The organism is Streptomyces sp. MS191 (genome assembly GCF_008042125.1).
Taxonomy (GTDB): Bacteria; Actinomycetota; Actinomycetes; order Streptomycetales; family Streptomycetaceae; genus Streptomyces.
In genome coordinates this window covers 26151-43446 of the sequence record NZ_RDBI01000065.1, presented here as the reverse complement: position 1 = coordinate 43446, position 17296 = coordinate 26151, and the positions used below count along the sequence as shown (strand labels likewise).

Genomic DNA, 17296 nt, shown 5'->3' with positions numbered 1-17296 from the left:
GACGGCTCCCCGGGCGTCCGCCGCGGGACACCGTCCCGGCCTTGCGGACCGTATCTGTCCGCAAGGCCGCGTAGCGTGCGGTGCATGGCCTCGACGACGACACTCCCGCTCCTCACCCCCCGCGCGCTGAACCGCGCGACGCTGGCCCGCCAGCTGCTGCTGAGCCGCGCCGCGATGTCCGCCGGGGACGCCGTCTCCCACCTCCTCGGGCTCCAGGCGCAGAACACCAAGCCGCCGTACTACGCCCTCGCCGCCCGGCTCGACGGCTTCCGGCCCGAGGAACTGTCCGCGCTGATGGAGGCGCGCGAGGTCGCCCGGATCGTCACCATGCGCTCCACCATCCACACCCACACCGCCGACGACGTGCTCACGCTGCGGCCCCTCGTGCAGGGCGCCCGCGACCGCGAGCTCACTCTCTTCCGCAAGGGCCTCGTCGGCGTCGACCTCGACCGGCTCGCCGTGCTCGCCCGCGAGCTGGTCGAAGAGCGGCCCCGGACGCCGAAGGAGATCCGCGAGGCGCTCCTCGCCGAATGGCCCGACGCCGACCCGCAGGCCCTCACCGTCGCCGCGCGCTGCCGGCTGCCCCTCGTCCAGGTCACCCCGCGCGGTCTGTGGCGCCGGAGCGGGCAGGTCAGCCTGACGACCGCCGAGCACTGGCTCGGCCGCCCCGCCGAACCCGTACCCGCCCCGGACGGCACCGTCCTGCGCTATCTCGCCGCCTTCGGCCCCGCCTCCGTCAAGGACATGCAGACCTGGTGCGGCCTCACCCGGCTCCGGGACGCCTTCGAGCGCCTCCGGCCCCGGCTCGTCACGTTCCGGGACGAGAACGGCGTCGAGCTGTTCGACCTGCCGGACGCCACCCGGCCGGACGAGGACACACCCGCCCCGCCGCGCTTCCTCCCCGAGTTCGACAACCTGCTGCTCTCCCACGCCGACCGCGGCCGGGTCGTGGCCGCCGAGCACAAGGGCCGCACCTGGAAGGGCAACCAGGCGTACTGCGTCTTCCTCCTCGACGGCTTCCTCGCCGGGATCTGGCGGCTGGAGGAGTCCAAGGAGCGCACGGTCATGACCATCGAGCCGTTCGGCCGGCCCACGCGTGCCCAGCGGGCGGAGCTGACGGCGGAGGCGGAGCGGATGCTGGCCACGACGGCACCGCAGGACGTCCCGTTCGAGATCGGCTTCGGCACCGTCCACCGCTGAGGGCCGTCCCGGCGGGCGCCCGCCGGGACTACGGCAGCAGCCCCGCCCGGCGCGCCGCCACCACCGCCTCCCAGCGGGTGTGGGCGCCCAGCTTGCGCATGGCCGAGCGCAGGTAGCCCTTGACCGTCTCCGGGCGCAGTCCCAGCCGCTCCGCCGCCGTCGCGTTCGTCGCGCCGGACGCCACCGACGCCAGGACGTCCGTCTCGCGCGGCGTCAGCGTCAGGTCCGCCGGCCGCTCCGGCCCCGTCGAGGCCGTCTCCAGGCGGCCGCACACCGCGAGCAGCCGGGCCCGCAGCTCCGGGTCCGGGATCCGGGGGGCCAGTTCGCGCAGCTCGCCGTGGGCCTGCCGGACCTCCTCCCAGGAAGGGCCCGCGACCGGCTCCCGCTCGGCGGCCTCGAGGCGGCGCACCTCGTCCCGTACCGCGAGCGCCTGCTCCACGTCCCGCGCCGCCCCGACCGCCGCGTCGAGGACGCGCTCGCCGATCGGCAGGGACTCCCGCAGCGCCCCGTACAGCACGCCCCGGACCTTGCGGCGCACGACGACGGGGACGGCGATCACCGAACGCAGTCCCTCCGCAGACACCGGGCCGTCGTACTCGTGCGTGATGTGGCGCGCCGACGGGTAGTCCGTGACCGCGCACGGGCGCGACAGCGCCAGGCACCTCCCGCCGAGCCCGCTGCCCGTCGAGATCGCCAGCCCGCGCAGGGCCGGCGTCGCCGCGCCGTCCAGCTCCGCGATGCGCAGCCGGCGGCCGTCCTGCAACAGGCCGCCGAAGACCACGTGGAGTCCGGTGGCGCGGCGCAGCCGCAGCAGCGCGGCGCGCAGCTCCACCGTTTCCGTCCGCTCGGGCACGGGACCACTCCTTCACCCCCGAACGGGGGTAGTGAGACCTGGGTCACTGATTACACGATGGCGGAGCACGGTCCCGCAACGAGGAGGACACATGACGGCAAGCAGCGCGACGGAGAGGTTCCGGGCCGCCCGCGACTTCCTGCTGCAGCACCGCGAGGACTACGAGACGGCGTACGAGGGCTTCGCCTGGCCCCGCCCCGAGCGCTTCAACTGGGCTCTGGAGTGGTTCGACGTCATCGCGGCCGGCAACGACAGGACCGCCCTGCACATCGTGGAGGAGGACGGCACCGAGACGAAGGTGAGCTTCGCCGAGATGTCCGCGCGCTCCGACCGGGCGGCCAACTGGCTGCGCGCGCAGGGCGTGCGCGCCGGCGACCGGATCATCGTCATGCTCGGCAACCAGGCCGAACTGTGGGAGACCGCCCTCGCCGCCATGAAGCTGCGGGCCGTCGTCATCCCCGCCACCCCGCTCCTCGGACCCGCCGACCTGCGCGACCGGGTCGAGCGCGGCCGGGCCCGGCACGTGATCGTGCGCGCCGAGGACACCGCCAAGTTCGACGACGTGCCCGGGGACTACACCCGGATCGCGGTCGGCGGCGACGGCGCCGGCTGGCTCGGCTACGAGGCGGCCTACGCGGAGCCGGCCGCCTTCGGGCCCGACGGCGTCACCCGGGCCGACGACCCGCTGATGCTCTACTTCACCTCCGGTACGACAGCCCGCCCCAAGCTGGTCGAGCACACCCACACCTCGTATCCGGTCGGTCATCTCGCCACGATGTACTGGATCGGACTCCGGCCCGGCGACGTGCACCTGAACATCTCGTCGCCGGGCTGGGCCAAGCACGCCTGGTCGAACCTCTTCGCCCCGTGGAACGCCGAGGCGACCGTCTTCATCCACAACTACACGCGCTTCGATCCCGCCCGGCTGATGGCCGAGATGGAGCGCAACGGCGTCACCTCCTTCTGCGCGCCGCCGACCGTGTGGCGGATGCTGATCCAGGCCGACCTCACCCAGCTGCGCACTCCTCCCCGCGAGGTGGTCGCGGCCGGGGAGCCGCTCAACCCCGAGGTCATCGAGTCCGTACGACGGTCCTGGGGCGTCACCATCCGGGACGGCTTCGGCCAGACCGAGACCGCCGTCCAGGTCTCCAACAGCCCCGGCCAGCCGCTCAAGGAGGGCTCGATGGGCCGGCCCAGCCCGGGCTTCCGGGTCACCCTGGTCGACCCGGTCAGCGGCCGGGCGGACGTCGAGGAGGGCGAGATCTGCCTGGACCTCTCGGCCGACCCGGTGGGGCTGATGACCGGGTACCACGGCGACCCGGAGCGGACGGCCGAGGCCATGGCCGGCGGTTACTACCGTACGGGTGACATCGGTTCGCGCGACGCCGACGGCTACATCACCTACATCGGCCGCGCCGACGACGTCTTCAAGGCTTCCGACTACAAGATCTCGCCGTTCGAGCTGGAGAGCGCGCTCCTGGAGCACGAGGCGGTGGCGGAGGCGGCGGTCGTCCCGGCGCCCGATCCGCTGCGGCTCGCGGTGCCCAAGGCGTACGTCGTGCTCGCCGAGGGCTGGGAGGCGAACGCCGAGACGGCGAAACAGCTCTTCGCCCACTCGCGCGCGGTGCTCGCCCCGTACAAGCGGGTCCGCCGCATCGAGTTCGCCGAGCTGCCGAAGACCGTCTCCGGCAAGATCCGCCGCATCGAACTGCGCGAGCGCACGGCGAAGGGCGAGGGCACGGAGTACACCGAGGGGGACCTGGGATGAGCCTGTCGTACGCGCACGGGGCGAGCGGGACCGAGCTCCTCGGTGACACCATCGGCGCCAACGGGCAGCCGTAACCCCTTCACGGAGAAGGGCTGCACGTTCACGGAGCGCTGAAAGCGGCCCGACGCGCCGAAGGGGCGACCCGGGAGGGTCGCCCCGTTCGGGGGCGTCAGTTGCGCTTGAGGTACTGGAGCACGATGAGACCTACACCGCTCACGGCGATGGAGGAGGCTCCTGCCCCACTGACGCCGTCGAGTGCGGCGCCACCAAGCTGGGTGACGACGATGAAGGCGAGAAGGCCGACCACTACACCGATCAAGGCCACGATGATGAGATCGCGGACCGGGTGTGCGCAGACAGTGGTGGTGCCGCTGGACGTCACGCTGTTTTCCTCCCGAGTGTCACTGACGCGTATGCATGGAGACACACCTCACCTGAGTGAGATCTCCAGTCGGGAGCCGGCAAGCCGCTCCCGAGCCTGCGCCGTGGTGGCGAGGCCAACTACCGTCAGTCGGACACCTTTCGAATTCGGGAAGGGTCAAGCGCGTGCGAAGGTTTCCAGCCGATACACGCAGTCAGGAACATACAGTATGAGGAACTGGCGTGCAACGGGCGGTAGTTCGGCAACCAAGCCGCGCGCCGGCTTCGCAGCCGAGATCGACTAGCCACGACCCAGGGGGTGACCCCCGGCCGGCACCCCTGCGGACCGCGTCCCGCGGACGTCCGGGCGGGGTCGGCCCGGGCCGTTCCGTGCCGACAGGCGGGCGGCCGGCCCGGACGGAGCCACGGGTGCTCAGCCGTCCGACGGCTCCAGGCGGGGTGCCGGGACGAGGTCGCGGCGCATGCAGACCCGGGGCCAGGTCGCCAGGCCGTGCGCGGCCTCGGCCTGCTGGATCGCGCGCAGACCGCTGGTCAGCTCCGGATCCGACGCGGCGAGGGAGCGGAAGCCGAGCCGCCGGTAGTACGGGGCGTTCCACGGGACGTCCGTGAAGGTGGTCAGCGTCAGCGCGGTCAGGCCGCGCGTCGCGGCCCCCGCCGCCAGGTGCTCGATCAACGCCCGGCCGATGCCGCGGCGGGCGGCGACCGGATGCACCGAGACCTGTTCGATGTGGGCGGCGCCGTCGACCGTGTCCGTCAGCAGGTACGCGACCGGCCGGTCGCCGGGGTCGACGGCCACCCAGGCGCGCCCGGCCAGGCGGTAGCCGTCGAGAACGTCCAGGGGCAGGGGCTCGTCGTCGGCGATCGCCGCCATGCCGAGGGTGCGGAAGGGTTCGCCCGCCGCCCTTTCGATGTCCTGGAGCAGCGGGAGTTCGGCCGGTTCGGCCGCTCGGATGCGCATACGCCAGTATGGCGCGGAGTCAGTCCGTACCGCCCCCGCCGTCGCCGCCGGCTGCGCCCGCTCCGCCGTCGCCGAGGCCCCAGCCCGGCCATCCCGTGTACCAGCCGCGGCCGGTGGCGTGTCCGTCCTCGCCGCCGCCGCGGCCCAGCAGCCCGCCGTCGCGGGAGAACCGCGGCAGGAAGAGGGCGAGCGCGGGGTCGCCGTACAGGGCGACGTACAGCTGCACGAGTTCGCCGTCCGTCACCTCGCGGCGGTGGGCCGGCAGCGGATGCCGTTCCCGCAGGGCCCGCAGGAGCCGCCGTGCCGCGCCGGTCGTCGCGGGCAGCCGGAACAGGAAGAGCGCCGCGGCGACCGGCCCGGCGCCGATCACCAGCGCGAGCGCGAGTCCCGCACCGGCGGGCTCGCTCAGCAGCAGGCCCGCGAACACCGTCGCCGGCGCGCAGGCGAGCAGCGTGCGGGCCGCCCGCAGCCGTCCGGCCGGGCGCACCAGCCCCGCCCCGCCGAGCTCGGCCCGCAGCGCGTCGACGGCCCGTCGTGCCTTCGGCTGGGTGGCCAGCACTCTTATGCCCAGGGCCCGGTGGAGCGATCCGTGCACACCGAGCTGCACGGGATCGCGGGTCCGGCCGGGGCCACCGTTGGCCCGAATCGTTCCCCTGCGGCCCGCGGCCACCGCGCCGCGCTGGTGGAGCGCCACCAGGGCCACGGTGACCGCGGCCCGGCGCCCGCCCCGCAGCAGCGCGAGCGCCTGCGGGGCCAGTTCGCCCCGTTCCTGGCTGCGCGTTTTCAACAGGACCACGGCACACAGCAGTTGCCCGCAGGCCGCACCGATGAACCACCACATCTCCGCCGGCATGACGCCCACCCCCCGAGGGTGTTGTGCCCGGGGAACCTTGATCATCACGCGTGAATTGGCCGAATTCCGAGGTGTATTTCGAGCGAGGCGCGCCCGGCGGGCGCCGGTGGGCCCGCCGGACCGGTGCCTATCGGGGCTGGACCGCGCCGTCGTAGACGTTGTCCGGGGTCACGATCTGCGTGACGGCCCGGGCGAGCAGCGTCGACGGCTCCTGGCCCTGGGAGGAACTGTCCGTGTTGAGCATCAGGACCATGGTGGCCTTCTGCGAGGGCAGGTAGACGGTGACGGTCTCGTAGCCCGGGATGGAGCCGTTGTGGCCGATCCAGCCGTCGGCGTCGAAGATGCCGAGGCCGTAACTCGTCCCCGGGAAGCCGGTCGGCTGCGTCTTCAGCCGCTCCGCCTGGGTCCGCGGGGACAGCAGCTCGCCGGTGGCGAGGATCTTCGCCCAGCGGCGCAGGTCCTGCATGTCCGAGATCATCGCCCCGGCGGCCCAGGCCCAGCTGGGGTTCCAGTCCGTGGCGTCGGCGACCGCGCCGGTCAGCGTCTGGTCGGTGTACCCGCGCGGATGCGGCGACGGGAACTCGGCGCCCTCCGGGAACAGCGTGTGGCGCAGGTGCGCCGGGCGCAGCACCCGCTTGTCGATGAAGTCGACGAGCCGCCGGCCGCTGACCTTCTCGACCACCAGGCCCAGCAGCACGAGGTTGGTGTTGGAGTACTGGAACTGCGCCCCCGGCGCGAAGACGTTCTTGTGCTTGTAGCCGTAGGCGAGCACCTCGTGCGGGGTGAACGAGCGCGTCGGGTCGCTCAGCAGGTCGTGCTGGAAGTCCGGGTCGGAGGTGTACGGGAACAGGCCGCTGCGCATCCCGGCCAGCTGGCGCAGCGTGATGTTCTCGCCGTCGGGCACGCCGTCGACGTAGGCGGAGATGGGGTCGTCCAGCTTGATCCGGCGGTCGTCGACGAGCTTGAGCAGCGCCGTGACCGTGAAGGTCTTGGTCTCGCTGCCGATGCGGACGTAACCGTCGGTGGTCATCGGCTCGCCGGTGGCGGTGTTCGCGACACCGGTGGCGCGGACGTAGCTTCCCCTGCCCGGCAGCCAGAGGCCGACGGCGATTCCGGGGATGCCGGCCTGGCGGCGGACGTCCTCGACGGCCTTGTCCAGCCGTGCCGTCAGCTCGGGGCCGAGACCGTGGGCCGGGCAGTCGTCCCGGTCGTGCCGGTCTGCCGCCACGGCGTCGACGGCCGTGGCGGGGGTGACGGCCATCGGTGCCAGTACGGACGCCGCGAGCAGCGCTGCGGCGAACAGGCGGCGGGTGGGGATGTGTCGCATGGCGGGGGCGCCTCTTCCGGAAACGGGGTTCGGACGGCTACGTCACCACCCGGACCGACCGGAGGACGGGCCGGTCCGTGCGCGTTCCGGCGAGTCCACTCGTTCGGCGCCCCATGCGCGGGGCGGGCCCGCACGGATCCGCCGGCTCCGTCCGGACCGGACCCGTGTCCCGCCCTACGCTCCGGAGGCCAGGTCGCCCGCCGGGCCGTTGACCGGCTGCGGTGTGCCGGTGAGATCGAGGACGAAGAGCGGGATACCGAGCTCGTCGGCGCGGGAGCGTGCCTCCGGGGTGTAGCCGGCGAGCGAGAAGAAGACGCTCACCGCCGAGGCGCTGAGACCGTTCAGCCACAGGCACTCCACGGCGCGGAGCGCCGCCGGCCGGGTGCTCGGGTCGACCTGGGCCACCAGTCCGGGTGCCCGCAGGTCGACGCCGTCGGCGACCCGTTCCTCGGGCTGGACGACGTCGCGGAAACCGAGCCAGCGCAGGTACCCGGCGGACGTGGCGACCGCGTCCCGGGCGGTGCGGATGGTCATGGGCCGGAACGGCGACCGGGGCGGTGGCGCGATCGGCGCCGTCGGAGGCAACGGGATGTGGGCCGGGTAGCGCTCGGCGAAGGGACGCGGGCCACCGCCGGCCGCGCGGGCCGCGGCACGGTGTCCCGCCGCGTGGGTGGTGTGCGCCTCGGCGTCGCCCCGGGTCCCGTCGTCGTCCGGACCGGTCGGCGGCTCCGGGGCCGGTGCGTCGGCCCGCGCCGGGCCCCGTTCCGGCTCGGGGCCGGCGGGCGGGCCCCCTGCCGGGTCCCCGGCACCGGGCGGCGGGGTGTACGGGTCCGCGGCGGCGGAGGCCGGCTCGGCGTACGGCGGCGGGGCGGGCGGACCCGTCCCGGATGCCTCCTCGCGGTGGGCCGCGGCCGGGCCCGGTTCCACCCACGGGTGGGTCCCCGGGCCCTCGTCGCCGTCGCCGGCGGCGTGCGGGACCTGGCCGGTGTGGGCGCCCCCGTCCGCGTCGGCGACGGCGGGCCGGACCACGTGTCCGCCGGAGTCCTCGCCCTCTTCCACGACGTGTCCGGCGGGCCGGCCCGCGGCGCCGCCGGCCGCCCCCGAGGGCCGCACCGGCACCCGCAGGACCGTGCCGCAGGCGCATCCCAGTTCCGGGTGCGGCCACTCGTCCTGGCGGCCGCACGCGGCGCAGGACACCACGACCCACTCGTCCGACCAGTTGCGGTGCGTGACCGCCACACCGGTCTCGCCCGGGACCAGCGAGGGCGTGACCGGGGCGCCGCAGGCGCACGGGAAGGCGGGCGCGGCGAACGCGTGCGTCCGCAGACACCGCGGGCAGCGCACCGGTACCGACTCACCCACTTCGAACCCCCTGTCGTTCGACTCCATCGTCCACCAATCCGCCACCGGCGGGGACGGAGTTCGGCCAACGTCCGTCCTCACTCCCTTGACGGTCATCGCCACCCCGACCTACATTGCTTCCACATAGCAGAACAATACTTCCGCAATACGGAATCGAAGCCACGAGACGGTGGCCCACCCGAATCCGCCTGGCTGAAGCAGGAGCCCTCCCATGCCCCGTATGACCGCCGCCGCAGCGGCCGTTGAGATCCTCAAGCGCGAAGGCGTCACCAACGCGTTCGGCGTGCCCGGCGCGGCCATCAACCCCTTCTACCGAGAGCTCAAGAACGTCGGCGGCATCAGCCACACGCTCGCCCGACACGTCGAGGGCGCCTCGCACATGGCCGAGGGGTACACCCGTGCCAAGGCGGGCAACATCGGTGTCTGCATCGGCACCTCCGGCCCGGCCGGCACCGACATGATCACCGGCCTGTACTCGGCGATCGCGGACTCGATCCCGATCCTGTGCATCACCGGCCAGGCCCCGGTCTCGAAGCTCCACAAGGAGGACTTCCAGGCCGTCGACATCGCCACCATCGCCAAGCCGGTCACCAAGGCCGCCACGACGGTCCTCGAGGCCGCCCAGGTCCCGGGCGTCTTCCAGCAGGCCTTCCACCTGATGCGCTCCGGCCGTCCCGGCCCGGTCCTCATCGACCTGCCGATCGACGTCCAGCTGACCGAGATCGAGTTCGACCCGGAGACCTACGAGCCGCTGCCGGTCTACAAGCCGCGGGCCACCCGTGCCCAGGCCGAGAAGGCGATCCGCTTCCTGCTGGAGTCCGAGCGCCCGCTGATCGTCGCCGGCGGCGGCATCATCAACGCCGACGCCTCCGACCTCCTCGTCGAGTTCGCCGAGCTCACCGGCATCCCGGTCATCTCCACCCTGATGGGCTGGGGCGTCATCCCGGACGACCACGAACTGGCCGCCGGCATGGTCGGCGTCCAGACGGCGCACCGCTACGGCAACGCGACCTTCCTGGAGTCGGACTTCGTCCTCGGCATCGGCAACCGCTGGGCCAACCGCCACACGGGCTACAACCTCGAGGCGTACACGAAGGGCCGCACGTTCGTCCACGTCGACGTCGAGCCCACCCAGCTCGGCAAGATCTTCGCCCCGGACTTCGGCATCGCCTCCGACGCCAAGGCCGCGCTGGAGCTCTTCATCGAGGTCGCCAAGGAGCTCAAGGCCGCGGGCACGCTGCCCGACTTCGGCGCCTGGGCCGCCTCCGCGCAGGAGCGCAAGGCCACCCTCCAGCGCCGGACGCACTTCGACGCCGTCCCGATGAAGCCGCAGCGCGTCTACGAGGAGATGAACCGGGCCTTCGGCCCCGAGACCCGCTACGTCACCACCATCGGACTGTCCCAGATCGCCGCGGCGCAGTTCCTGCACGTCTACAAGCCGCGCCACTGGATCAACTGCGGCCAGGCCGGCCCGCTCGGCTGGACCATCCCGGCCGCGATCGGCGTCGCCACGGCCGACCCGGAGACCCCGGTCGTCGCCCTGTCCGGCGACTACGACTTCCAGTTCATGATCGAGGAGCTGGCGGTCGCCGCCCAGCACAAGGTCCCGTACGTCCACGTCCTCGTGAACAACGCCTACCTGGGCCTGATCCGTCAGGCGCAGGGCGGCCTGGGCATCAACTTCGAGGTCAACCTCGAGTTCGAGAACATCAACACCCCGGAGATCGGCGTCTACGGCGTCGACCACGTCAAGGTCGCCGAGGGCCTGGGCGTCAAGGCCATCCGCGTCACCGACCCGGACCAGCTCGGCGAGGCGCTGGAGCAGGCCAAGAAGCTGGCCCAGGAGTTCCGGGTCCCGGTCGTCGTCGAGGCGATCCTGGAGCGCATCACCAACATCGCGATGAGCAAGACGGTCGACATGAGCGACGTCACCGAGTTCGAGGAGCTCGCGACGGAGCCCGGCCACGCGCCGACGGCGATCAAGCCCCTCAAGGTCTGAGCCGCCGAGCCGTGATGTCCGGMCCGCGCGGKCCGGACGTCACGGCGAAGGACCGGCCCCCGCCCGCAGAGCACCCGGGCGGGGGCCGTCCTGTGCCCGCACCAGGGCGCGCCCCGCCTCGGTCCAGTCGTAGAGGACGGACCGGCCCGCCCGCCGGCGCCGCACCAGCCGCGCGTCGAGCAGCACCTTCAGATGCCGTCCCACCGAACCCAGCCCCTGACCCGTCAGCGCCACCAACTGGCTGGTGGAGGTGGGGGTTCCGAGCCGTACGAGCACTCCGGCCCGCGCCGTCCCGAGCAGCGCGCCGAGCGCCTGCGGCACGACCGGTCCCTCGGTGTCCGCGAGCGCGCCCGCACACGGGTACACGATCGCGTAGCGCTCGGTGCCCTCCCACGAGACCCAGCCGTGCCCCGGCGTCACCGGGACGAGCAGCAGCCGGGCCCCGTCGATCGATCTCGGCGGGTAGTCACGGGTGTTGACCTGGAGGCGTCCGTCGCCGAGCCAGCGCGTCCGGCCGGGGGCGAGTTCGTCGAGCGCCGCCGCCCAGCCGCCCCGGCTCAGGCGCGCCGTGCGCGCCACCACGTCCGCCTCCATGACCTGCCGGCGCCGCCGCCAGGTCGGCCGCACCGTCTCCTGCCACACCCAGCGGAGCACGGCGGCCAGCCGCTCCGGCAGGTCGCCCGCCGATCGCAACGGTTCGGGCACCTGCCTGCCCAGGGAGACCGCGAGATGCCCGACGGCAGCGGCCGGCGGCGTCGAGCGGACCGCCTCCAGCTCCTGCTCGAAGGACGGCGTGTCGCCCTCGCCGCGCGGGGTGGGGGTGAGGAAGTCGGCGTTCCAGGTCGGTCCGAGCGCGGCCCGGACGAGCCGGGCGTCGACCGGATCGGTCGCCAACCGCGCGCGGTACGGGCCCAGGTGAGCGGCCAGCCATTCCCGCTCGCCCGGGTGCGCCGCCGACGCGTGCTCCCGCGCCTTGAGCGCGGCGACCGTCTCGGCCAGCGGCGAGATCACGAACCTGCCGCCCGCGAGCGAGTCCGCGTCGATCTGCCACCAGCCCACGTCAGTTTCGCCTCCCCGCGAAACAATATCGGCCCTCTCCGCGGCTCTCCGAGACTCCGGCACATGCGCAGTTACCGCGAGCTGTTCCGCACGCCCGAGTTCACCCCGCTCTTCCTCACCGCCTCCGTCCAGGTGGCCGCCCAGACGGTCGCCGGGCTGGGGCTCGCCACCCTCGTCTTCCGGTCGACGGGCTCCCCGCTCCTGTCCTCACTGGCCCTGTTCGGCCCCGCCCTCGCCCAGCTCGTGGGCGCCGCGACCCTGCTGTCGGCGGCCGACCGGACACCGCCGCGCGCCGCCCTCGCCGGCTCGGCGCTGCTCTTCGCGCTCGCCACCCTGCTCCAGGCCGTACCCGGCCTGCCACTGGGGGCCGCCTACGGGATCCTGCTCCTGCAGGGCCTGGTCGGCTCGGTCGCCGGCGGCGTCCGCTACGGCCTGCTCGACCAGATCCTCGACCGCGACGGGTACGTGCTCGGCCGCTCCGTCCTCAACACGGCCGTCGGGCTCTGCCAGATCGGCGGCTTCGCCGGCGGCGGCCTGCTGATCGCGCTGCTCTCCCCGCGCGGCACCCTGCTCGTGAGCGCGGCGCTCCACCTGGCCGCGGCCCTCACCGCCCGGCTGGGCCTCGCCCGGCGGGCCCCGCGCGCGGCCGGCCGGGCCTCCGTCGCCGAGACCTGGCGGACCAACGCCCGCCTGTGGTCCCCGCGCCCACGCCGACACGTGTACCTCGCCCTGTGGATCCCCAACGGGCTGATCGTCGGCTGCGAGTCGCTCTTCGTCCCGTACGCCCCCGAGCAGGCCGGCCTGCTCTTCGCCTGCGGCGCGCTCGGGATGCTCGCCGGGGACACCGCGGTGGGCCGTCTGGCGCCGGCGGCCTGGCGCGGCCGGCTGGCCCACCCGCTGCACCTGCTGCTGGCGGCCCCGTTCCTGCTCTTCGCCACGGCGCCCGGCCTGCCGTTCGCCATCGCGGCGGTGACGGTCTCCGCCGTCGGATACAGCGCCTCGCTGCTCTTCCAGGAGCGGCTGATGGCCCTGGCCCCGGACGAACCGGCCGGTCACACGCTGGGGCTGCACGCCTCCGGCATGCTCGCCTTCCAGGGCCTGAGCGCGGCGCTGGCCGGCGCCGTCGCCGAGTTCACCGGGCCGGGACCGGCGATGGCGGTGCTCGCCGCGGGTTCCCTCACGGTCAGTGCCGCACTCGCCCTCACCGGGAGGCCGGCGACCGGACCGCGGCCGTCTCCCCGGCGGGTCGGCCGGCGAACGGCCTGATCGTCCGCGGCCGGCCCGGCCGACGGTCGGGAGCCGACCGCGGACCCGGCGGCCCGCCCGGACGGGTGCGGATCCTCACCGCGGAGGCGACGCCCGGGGACTGTACGACGAAAGAGCGCGGAACCAGGGACCGTAAACCTGGTTCCGCGCTCTCGTCTGAGTCCGCCCGACGGTGCGAGGCTGGCGCGACAGGACGTTCGCGCCGCCGGGCGGGGTTTCGAGGGTTTCCCCCTGAGGGGGCGTCGGGGACCGCGGCGGTGGGCGACGGACGCGCCGGGCGTGTCCCCTTCCTTCAGGTCAGGAAGGGGAGCCGGTCGTCCTTACCACCGCACTGGCTCGCTCGCCGCCGCGGTCCTCACGCTTGTCCGTACCGCCTGCCACCCCTCATCCGGGCCGGCGGTCCGGACGGCGCACGGCATCTGACCTCCCGTCATGTGCCGTACGCAGTCTGGATTCCGACGAGATCAGTCCTCGCGCAGGGCGCGGACCGCCTCCTCGACGCGCTTGCCGTAGTCCGCGTCCGCGGCGGCGAAGTGCGCGATGTTCCGCTCGATCACGTCCTCGCGGGAGACCTGGGACAGGCCGCCGGCGATGTTGGCGATCAGACGGCCCTTCTCGTCCTCCGACATCAGGCGGTAGAGCTCGCCCGCCTGGAAGAAGTGGTCGTCCTTGACGTGCTCGGGCGCGGCGTGGGTGCCGGTCCAGCCGTGGACGGCGAGCGGCGCGGAGAGCGCCTCGTCCGTCTGGGCCGGGCCCTGGTACGAGTTGGGCTCGTAGTTCTTGTCGTGGCGCGAGCCCTGGCGGGTGGCCATGAAGCCGTCGCGGCCGTAGTTCTCGGCGACGGTCGCCTTCGGGGCGTTCACCGGCAGCTGGGTGTGGTTGACGCCGAGGCGGTAGCGGTGGGCGTCCGCGTAGGCGAAGAGGCGGCCCTGGAGCATCTTGTCCGGCGAGGGGCCGATGCCCGGGACGAAGTTGTTGGGGGAGAAGGCGGCCTGCTCGACCTCGGCGAAGACGTTGTCCGGGTTCCGGTCGAGGACCAGGCGGCCGACCCGCTGGAGCGGGTAGTCGGCGTGCGGCCACACCTTGGTGAGGTCGAACGGGTTGAACCGGTAGTCCGCGGCCTCGGCGGCCGGCATGACCTGGACGTACAGGGTCCACGACGGGTTCACACCGCGCTCGATGGCCTGGAGCAGGTCGGTCTGGTGCGAGTTGGCGTCCTTGCCGACGAGCTCGGCGGCCTGGTCGGCGGACAGGGAGCGGATGCCCTGGTTCGTCTTGAAGTGGTACTTGACGAAGAAGGCCTCGCCCGCCTCGTTGGTCCACTGGTAGGTGTGCGAGCCGTAGCCGTTCATGTGACGGTACGAGGCGGGGATGCCGCGGTCGCCCATCAGCCAGGTGATCTGGTGCGTCGCCTCGGGGGCGTGCGCCCAGAAGTCCCAGACGTTGTCCGGCTCCTGCTTGCCCGTGAAGGGGTCGCGCTTCTGCGAGTGGATGAAGTCGGGGAACTTGATCGGGTCCTTGATGAAGAACACCGGGGTGTTGTTGCCGACGAGGTCGTAGTTGCCCTCCTCGGTGTAGAACTTCAGCGCGAAGCCGCGCGGGTCGCGGACGGCGTCCGCGCCGCCGAGCGAGTCGGCCACCGTCGAGAAGCGGATGAACGTCTCGGTCCGCTTGCCGACCGCGGAGAGGAAGTCGGCCTTGGTGAAGCCGGTGACGTCGTCGGTCACCTCGAAGTAGCCGTACGCGCCGGAGCCGCGGGCGTGGACCACGCGCTCCGGGATGCGCTCACGGTTGAAGCGCGCCAGCTTCTCCAGCAGGTGCTGGTCCTGAAGCAGGATGGGGCCACCGACGCCGGCGGTGGCGGAGTTCTGGTTGTCGGCGACAGGGGCGCCGGACTCGGTCGTGAGCACGCGCTTCGACATCGTGACCTTCCGTACGGGAGCTGCACTGCTGGGGGTGCTCTGGAGCGTAGGTACGCCCCCGGAGCAACGTCAACAGTTTGTTGAAATTGAAGTGTGGTGTTCCGGACGGCGGCGACGCCTGGGCGCGACAGGACAGGTGTCAGCGCCACCGCCGTCCGGAAATCTGGGTCAGACCTGCCGGCCGGAGAGGCGCTCGACGGCGCGCAGCAGGGCCGAGTGGTCCAGGCCGCCGTCGCCCTGCGCGCGCAGGGAGGCGACCAGCTGGGCGACGACGGCACCGACCGGGAGGGCCGCGCCGACGTTGCGGGCCGCGTCGGTGACGATGCCCATGTCCTTGTGGTGGAGGTCGATCCGGAAGCCGGGCTTGAAGTCCCGGTTCAGGAAGTTGTCCTTCTTGCGGGTCAGCACCGTGGAGCCGGCCAGACCGCCGTTGAGGACGTCCAGGGCGGCCTGGAGGTTCACGCCGGACTTCTCGAGGAAGACGACGGCCTCGGCGCACGCCTGGATGTTGACCGCCACGATGAGCTGGTTGGCGGCCTTCACCGTCTGGCCGGAGCCATGCGGACCGCACAGGACGATGGTCTTGCCCAGCGCCTCGAGGATCGGCAGGGCCGCGTCGAAGTCGGCCTGCTCGCCGCCCACCATGATCGACAGGACGGCCTCGACGGCACCGGCCTCGCCGCCGGACACCGGGGCGTCCAGGACGCGCAGGCCCTTCTCGGCGGCGCGCTTCGCCAGGTCCACGGAGGTCTGCGGGGTGATCGACGACATGTCGACGATCAGCGCGCCCGACTTCGCGTTCTCCAGGATGCCCTCGGGGCCGTAGGAGATCGCCTCGACCTGCGGAGAGGCGGGCACCATCGTGACGATGACGTCGGCGTCGGCGACTGCCTCGGCGATCGACGCGGCGGCGGTGCCGCCCGCCGCGGTGAGGCGGTCCAGCTTGTCCTGCTCCAGCGTGAAGCCGGTGACGGAGTAGCCCGCCTTGATCAGGTTCTCGGACATGGGGGAGCCCATGATGCCGAGGCCGATCCACGCGATCTTGGGAAGGTTGCTCATGAGGTGCCTCTCGAAAACAGGTGGTACGGGGAGGGTCAGCGGGCCGCGCGGGCCTCGGCGGGAAGCCAGGCGAAGGAGGCGGCGGCGTCGGCGGCCTTGTACTCCAGGCCGACCCAGCCGTCGTAGCCGGCCTTCCTCAGCTCGTCGAGGAGCTGCTCCAGCGGCAGGTCGCCGGTGCCCGGCGCGCCGCGGCCCGGGTTGTCCGCGATCTGGACGTGGCCGGTCTTGTCGGCGTACCGCGCGATGACCTCGCCGACGTCCTCGCCGTTCATCGACAGGTGGTAGATGTCGAGGAGGAACTTGGCGTTGCCCAGCCCCGTGGCTGCGTTGACCCTGTCGACGACCTCGATCGCGGCGGGGGCGCTCACCAGCGGGTAGAGCGGCGACTCCGGCTTGTTCAGGGTCTCGATCAGCAGGATCGCGCCGATCCGGTCCGCCGCGCGGGCGGCCAGGACCAGGTTCTCCAGGGCGAGGGTGTCCTGGATCTGCGGGTCGACGCCCTCCACGCGGTTGCCGTAGAGCGCGTTGAGCGCCCCGCAGCCGACCGAGGCGGCGAAGTCGGCCGCCACCTCGATGTTGGCGCGGAAGCGGTCGGACTCCTCGCCGGGCACGGAGAGCGCGCCGCGGTCAGGTCCGGGCAGCTGCCCGGCGTAGAAGTTCAGGCCCACCAGCTGGGTGCCGGCGTCGTCCAGAGCCTTCTTGAGCGCGTCGAGCTCGCTCTGGTCGGGGGTGGCGGTGTCGATCCAGGGCCACCACAGCTCGACCGCGGTGAAGCCCGCCGCGGCGGCGGCCGCGGGGCGCTCCAGGAGCGGGAGTTCCGTGAAGAGGATCGACAGGTTCACATCGAAGCGCTGGTCCGTGTATCCCATGAGGGGCGGCGCTCCTTCCGTATTGCGGAAGTAAGTTTCTGTCTGACGGAATGCTGCAAGTCGAGCCGCCCACTTGTCAAGGGGGCCCGGCAGGTCGGGGGCTGCCGCCGGCCGGTGGGCGGCCAGTAGCGTGGGGGCATGGTGCGTTTGAGAGTGGAGTTCACGACCGAGCCGTTCGACCTGGACGAGGCGCCGGCGCACGCGGTCGTGGCCCGAGAGGTCATCCAGGCGGCCGAACTGGACGCCGTGGACGTCGGCCCCTTCGGCAACACGGCGGAGGGTGGCGCCGACGAGGTGCTGACCGCCGTCGACGCGCTGCTGCGCAGATCCCTGGCGGCGGGCGCTACCCGTGTCTCGCTCCAGGTCAACGTGATCGGAGAGGGTGGGAAGTGACCGAGCGCCCCCTGGACCACCCCCTGG

15 protein-coding genes are annotated in these 17296 nt (G+C 72.9%); 5 read left to right on the top strand and 10 right to left on the bottom strand.

Annotated features, from left to right (window positions below; all coding sequences use genetic code 11):
- The first annotated feature begins 84 nt into the window (after positions 1 to 84).
- Positions 85 to 1200: a winged helix DNA-binding domain-containing protein gene (locus tag EAO71_RS27030; RefSeq protein ID WP_147980431.1), complete on the top strand. Its 1116-nt coding sequence runs from the start codon at positions 85 to 87 to the stop codon at positions 1198 to 1200.
- 28 nt (positions 1201 to 1228) lie between these two features.
- On the opposite strand, the gene EAO71_RS27025 is transcribed toward EAO71_RS27030, so the two are convergent.
- Positions 1229 to 2053 carry a helix-turn-helix transcriptional regulator gene (locus tag EAO71_RS27025; protein ID WP_147980430.1) on the bottom strand — a complete coding sequence of 275 codons (825 nt, stop codon included), beginning with the start codon at positions 2051 to 2053 and terminating at the stop codon, positions 1229 to 1231.
- 91 nt (positions 2054 to 2144) lie between these two features.
- Here EAO71_RS27025 and EAO71_RS27020 point away from each other — a divergent pair, with 91 nt between their 5' ends.
- Positions 2145 to 3821, top strand: coding sequence for an AMP-binding protein (locus EAO71_RS27020; protein ID WP_147980429.1), 1677 nt, complete (start codon positions 2145 to 2147; stop codon positions 3819 to 3821).
- A gap of 169 nt (positions 3822 to 3990) precedes the next feature.
- Here the strand turns inward: EAO71_RS27020 and EAO71_RS27015 are convergent, their stop codons facing one another.
- The 5 genes from EAO71_RS27015 to EAO71_RS40140 form a co-directional block, all read right to left on the bottom strand.
- Positions 3991 to 4203, bottom strand: coding sequence for a hypothetical protein (locus EAO71_RS27015; protein ID WP_147980428.1), 213 nt, complete (start codon positions 4201 to 4203; stop codon positions 3991 to 3993).
- A 411-nt stretch (positions 4204 to 4614) separates the two neighbouring features.
- Positions 4615 to 5160, bottom strand: coding sequence for a GNAT family N-acetyltransferase (locus EAO71_RS27010; protein WP_147980427.1), 546 nt, complete (start codon positions 5158 to 5160; stop codon positions 4615 to 4617).
- A gap of 19 nt (positions 5161 to 5179) precedes the next feature.
- Positions 5180 to 6013, bottom strand: coding sequence for a TIGR04222 domain-containing membrane protein (locus tag EAO71_RS27005; protein WP_222723597.1), 834 nt, complete (start codon positions 6011 to 6013; stop codon positions 5180 to 5182).
- 127 nt (positions 6014 to 6140) lie between these two features.
- Positions 6141 to 7340, bottom strand: coding sequence for a serine hydrolase domain-containing protein (locus EAO71_RS27000; protein ID WP_147980426.1), 1200 nt, complete (start codon positions 7338 to 7340; stop codon positions 6141 to 6143).
- Positions 7341 to 7514: 174 nt separating this feature from the next.
- Positions 7515 to 8267, bottom strand: coding sequence for a hypothetical protein (locus tag EAO71_RS40140; RefSeq protein ID WP_399753858.1), 753 nt, complete (start codon positions 8265 to 8267; stop codon positions 7515 to 7517).
- Positions 8268 to 8913: 646 nt separating this feature from the next.
- Here EAO71_RS40140 and gcl point away from each other — a divergent pair.
- Positions 8914 to 10701 (top strand): glyoxylate carboligase, encoded by a 1788-nt coding sequence (gene gcl / locus EAO71_RS26990; protein WP_147980425.1) that lies wholly within the window; start codon positions 8914 to 8916, stop codon positions 10699 to 10701.
- Positions 10702 to 10740: 39 nt separating this feature from the next.
- Here the strand turns inward: gcl and EAO71_RS26985 are convergent, their stop codons facing one another.
- On the bottom strand, positions 10741 to 11760 hold the full coding sequence (locus EAO71_RS26985; RefSeq protein WP_147980424.1) for a transcriptional regulator: 1020 nt from the start codon (positions 11758 to 11760) through the stop codon (positions 10741 to 10743).
- A gap of 63 nt (positions 11761 to 11823) precedes the next feature.
- Between EAO71_RS26985 and EAO71_RS26980 the strand changes: the two genes are divergently transcribed.
- Positions 11824 to 13026, top strand: a complete 1203-nt coding sequence (locus EAO71_RS26980) for an MFS transporter (protein ID WP_147980423.1) — start codon at positions 11824 to 11826, stop codon at positions 13024 to 13026.
- A gap of 464 nt (positions 13027 to 13490) precedes the next feature.
- Here the strand turns inward: EAO71_RS26980 and EAO71_RS26975 are convergent, their stop codons facing one another.
- From EAO71_RS26975 to EAO71_RS26965, 3 genes are all read right to left on the bottom strand, one after another.
- Positions 13491 to 14948 (bottom strand): catalase, encoded by a 1458-nt coding sequence (locus tag EAO71_RS26975; RefSeq protein WP_147980422.1) that lies wholly within the window; start codon positions 14946 to 14948, stop codon positions 13491 to 13493.
- A 168-nt stretch (positions 14949 to 15116) separates the two neighbouring features.
- Positions 15117 to 16007 carry a 2-hydroxy-3-oxopropionate reductase gene (locus EAO71_RS26970; protein ID WP_147980421.1) on the bottom strand — a complete coding sequence of 297 codons (891 nt, stop codon included), beginning with the start codon at positions 16005 to 16007 and terminating at the stop codon, positions 15117 to 15119.
- Positions 16008 to 16042: 35 nt separating this feature from the next.
- Positions 16043 to 16876, bottom strand: a complete 834-nt coding sequence (locus EAO71_RS26965; RefSeq protein ID WP_147980420.1) for a TIM barrel protein — start codon at positions 16874 to 16876, stop codon at positions 16043 to 16045.
- Positions 16877 to 17017: 141 nt separating this feature from the next.
- Between EAO71_RS26965 and EAO71_RS26960 the strand changes: the two genes are divergently transcribed.
- The gene (locus EAO71_RS26960; protein WP_147980675.1) at positions 17018 to 17269 is read left to right on the top strand and encodes a thiamine-binding protein; all 252 of its coding nucleotides are present in this window, start codon (positions 17018 to 17020) and stop codon (positions 17267 to 17269) included.
- Positions 17270 to 17296 lie beyond the last annotated feature (27 nt).

Excerpts from the sequence above, each read along its gene's own strand:
- EAO71_RS27020 (WP_147980429.1), top strand. The coding sequence starts at position 2,145 with ATGACGGCAAGCAGCGCGACGGAGAGGTTCCGGGCCGCCCGCGACTTC.
- EAO71_RS26975 (WP_147980422.1), bottom strand. The coding sequence starts at position 14,948 with ATGTCGAAGCGCGTGCTCACGACCGAGTCCGGCGCCCCTGTCGCCGAC.
- EAO71_RS27000 (WP_147980426.1), bottom strand. The coding sequence starts at position 7,340 with ATGCGACACATCCCCACCCGCCGCCTGTTCGCCGCAGCGCTGCTCGCG.
- EAO71_RS26980 (WP_147980423.1), top strand. The coding sequence starts at position 11,824 with ATGCGCAGTTACCGCGAGCTGTTCCGCACGCCCGAGTTCACCCCGCTC.
- EAO71_RS27005 (WP_222723597.1), bottom strand. The coding sequence starts at position 6,013 with ATGCCGGCGGAGATGTGGTGGTTCATCGGTGCGGCCTGCGGGCAACTG.
- gcl (WP_147980425.1), top strand. The coding sequence starts at position 8,914 with ATGCCCCGTATGACCGCCGCCGCAGCGGCCGTTGAGATCCTCAAGCGC.
- EAO71_RS26965 (WP_147980420.1), bottom strand. The coding sequence starts at position 16,876 with ATGGGATACACGGACCAGCGCTTCGATGTGAACCTGTCGATCCTCTTC.
- EAO71_RS26970 (WP_147980421.1), bottom strand. The coding sequence starts at position 16,007 with ATGAGCAACCTTCCCAAGATCGCGTGGATCGGCCTCGGCATCATGGGC.
- EAO71_RS27010 (WP_147980427.1), bottom strand. The coding sequence starts at position 5,160 with ATGCGCATCCGAGCGGCCGAACCGGCCGAACTCCCGCTGCTCCAGGAC.
- EAO71_RS27030 (WP_147980431.1), top strand. The coding sequence starts at position 85 with ATGGCCTCGACGACGACACTCCCGCTCCTCACCCCCCGCGCGCTGAAC.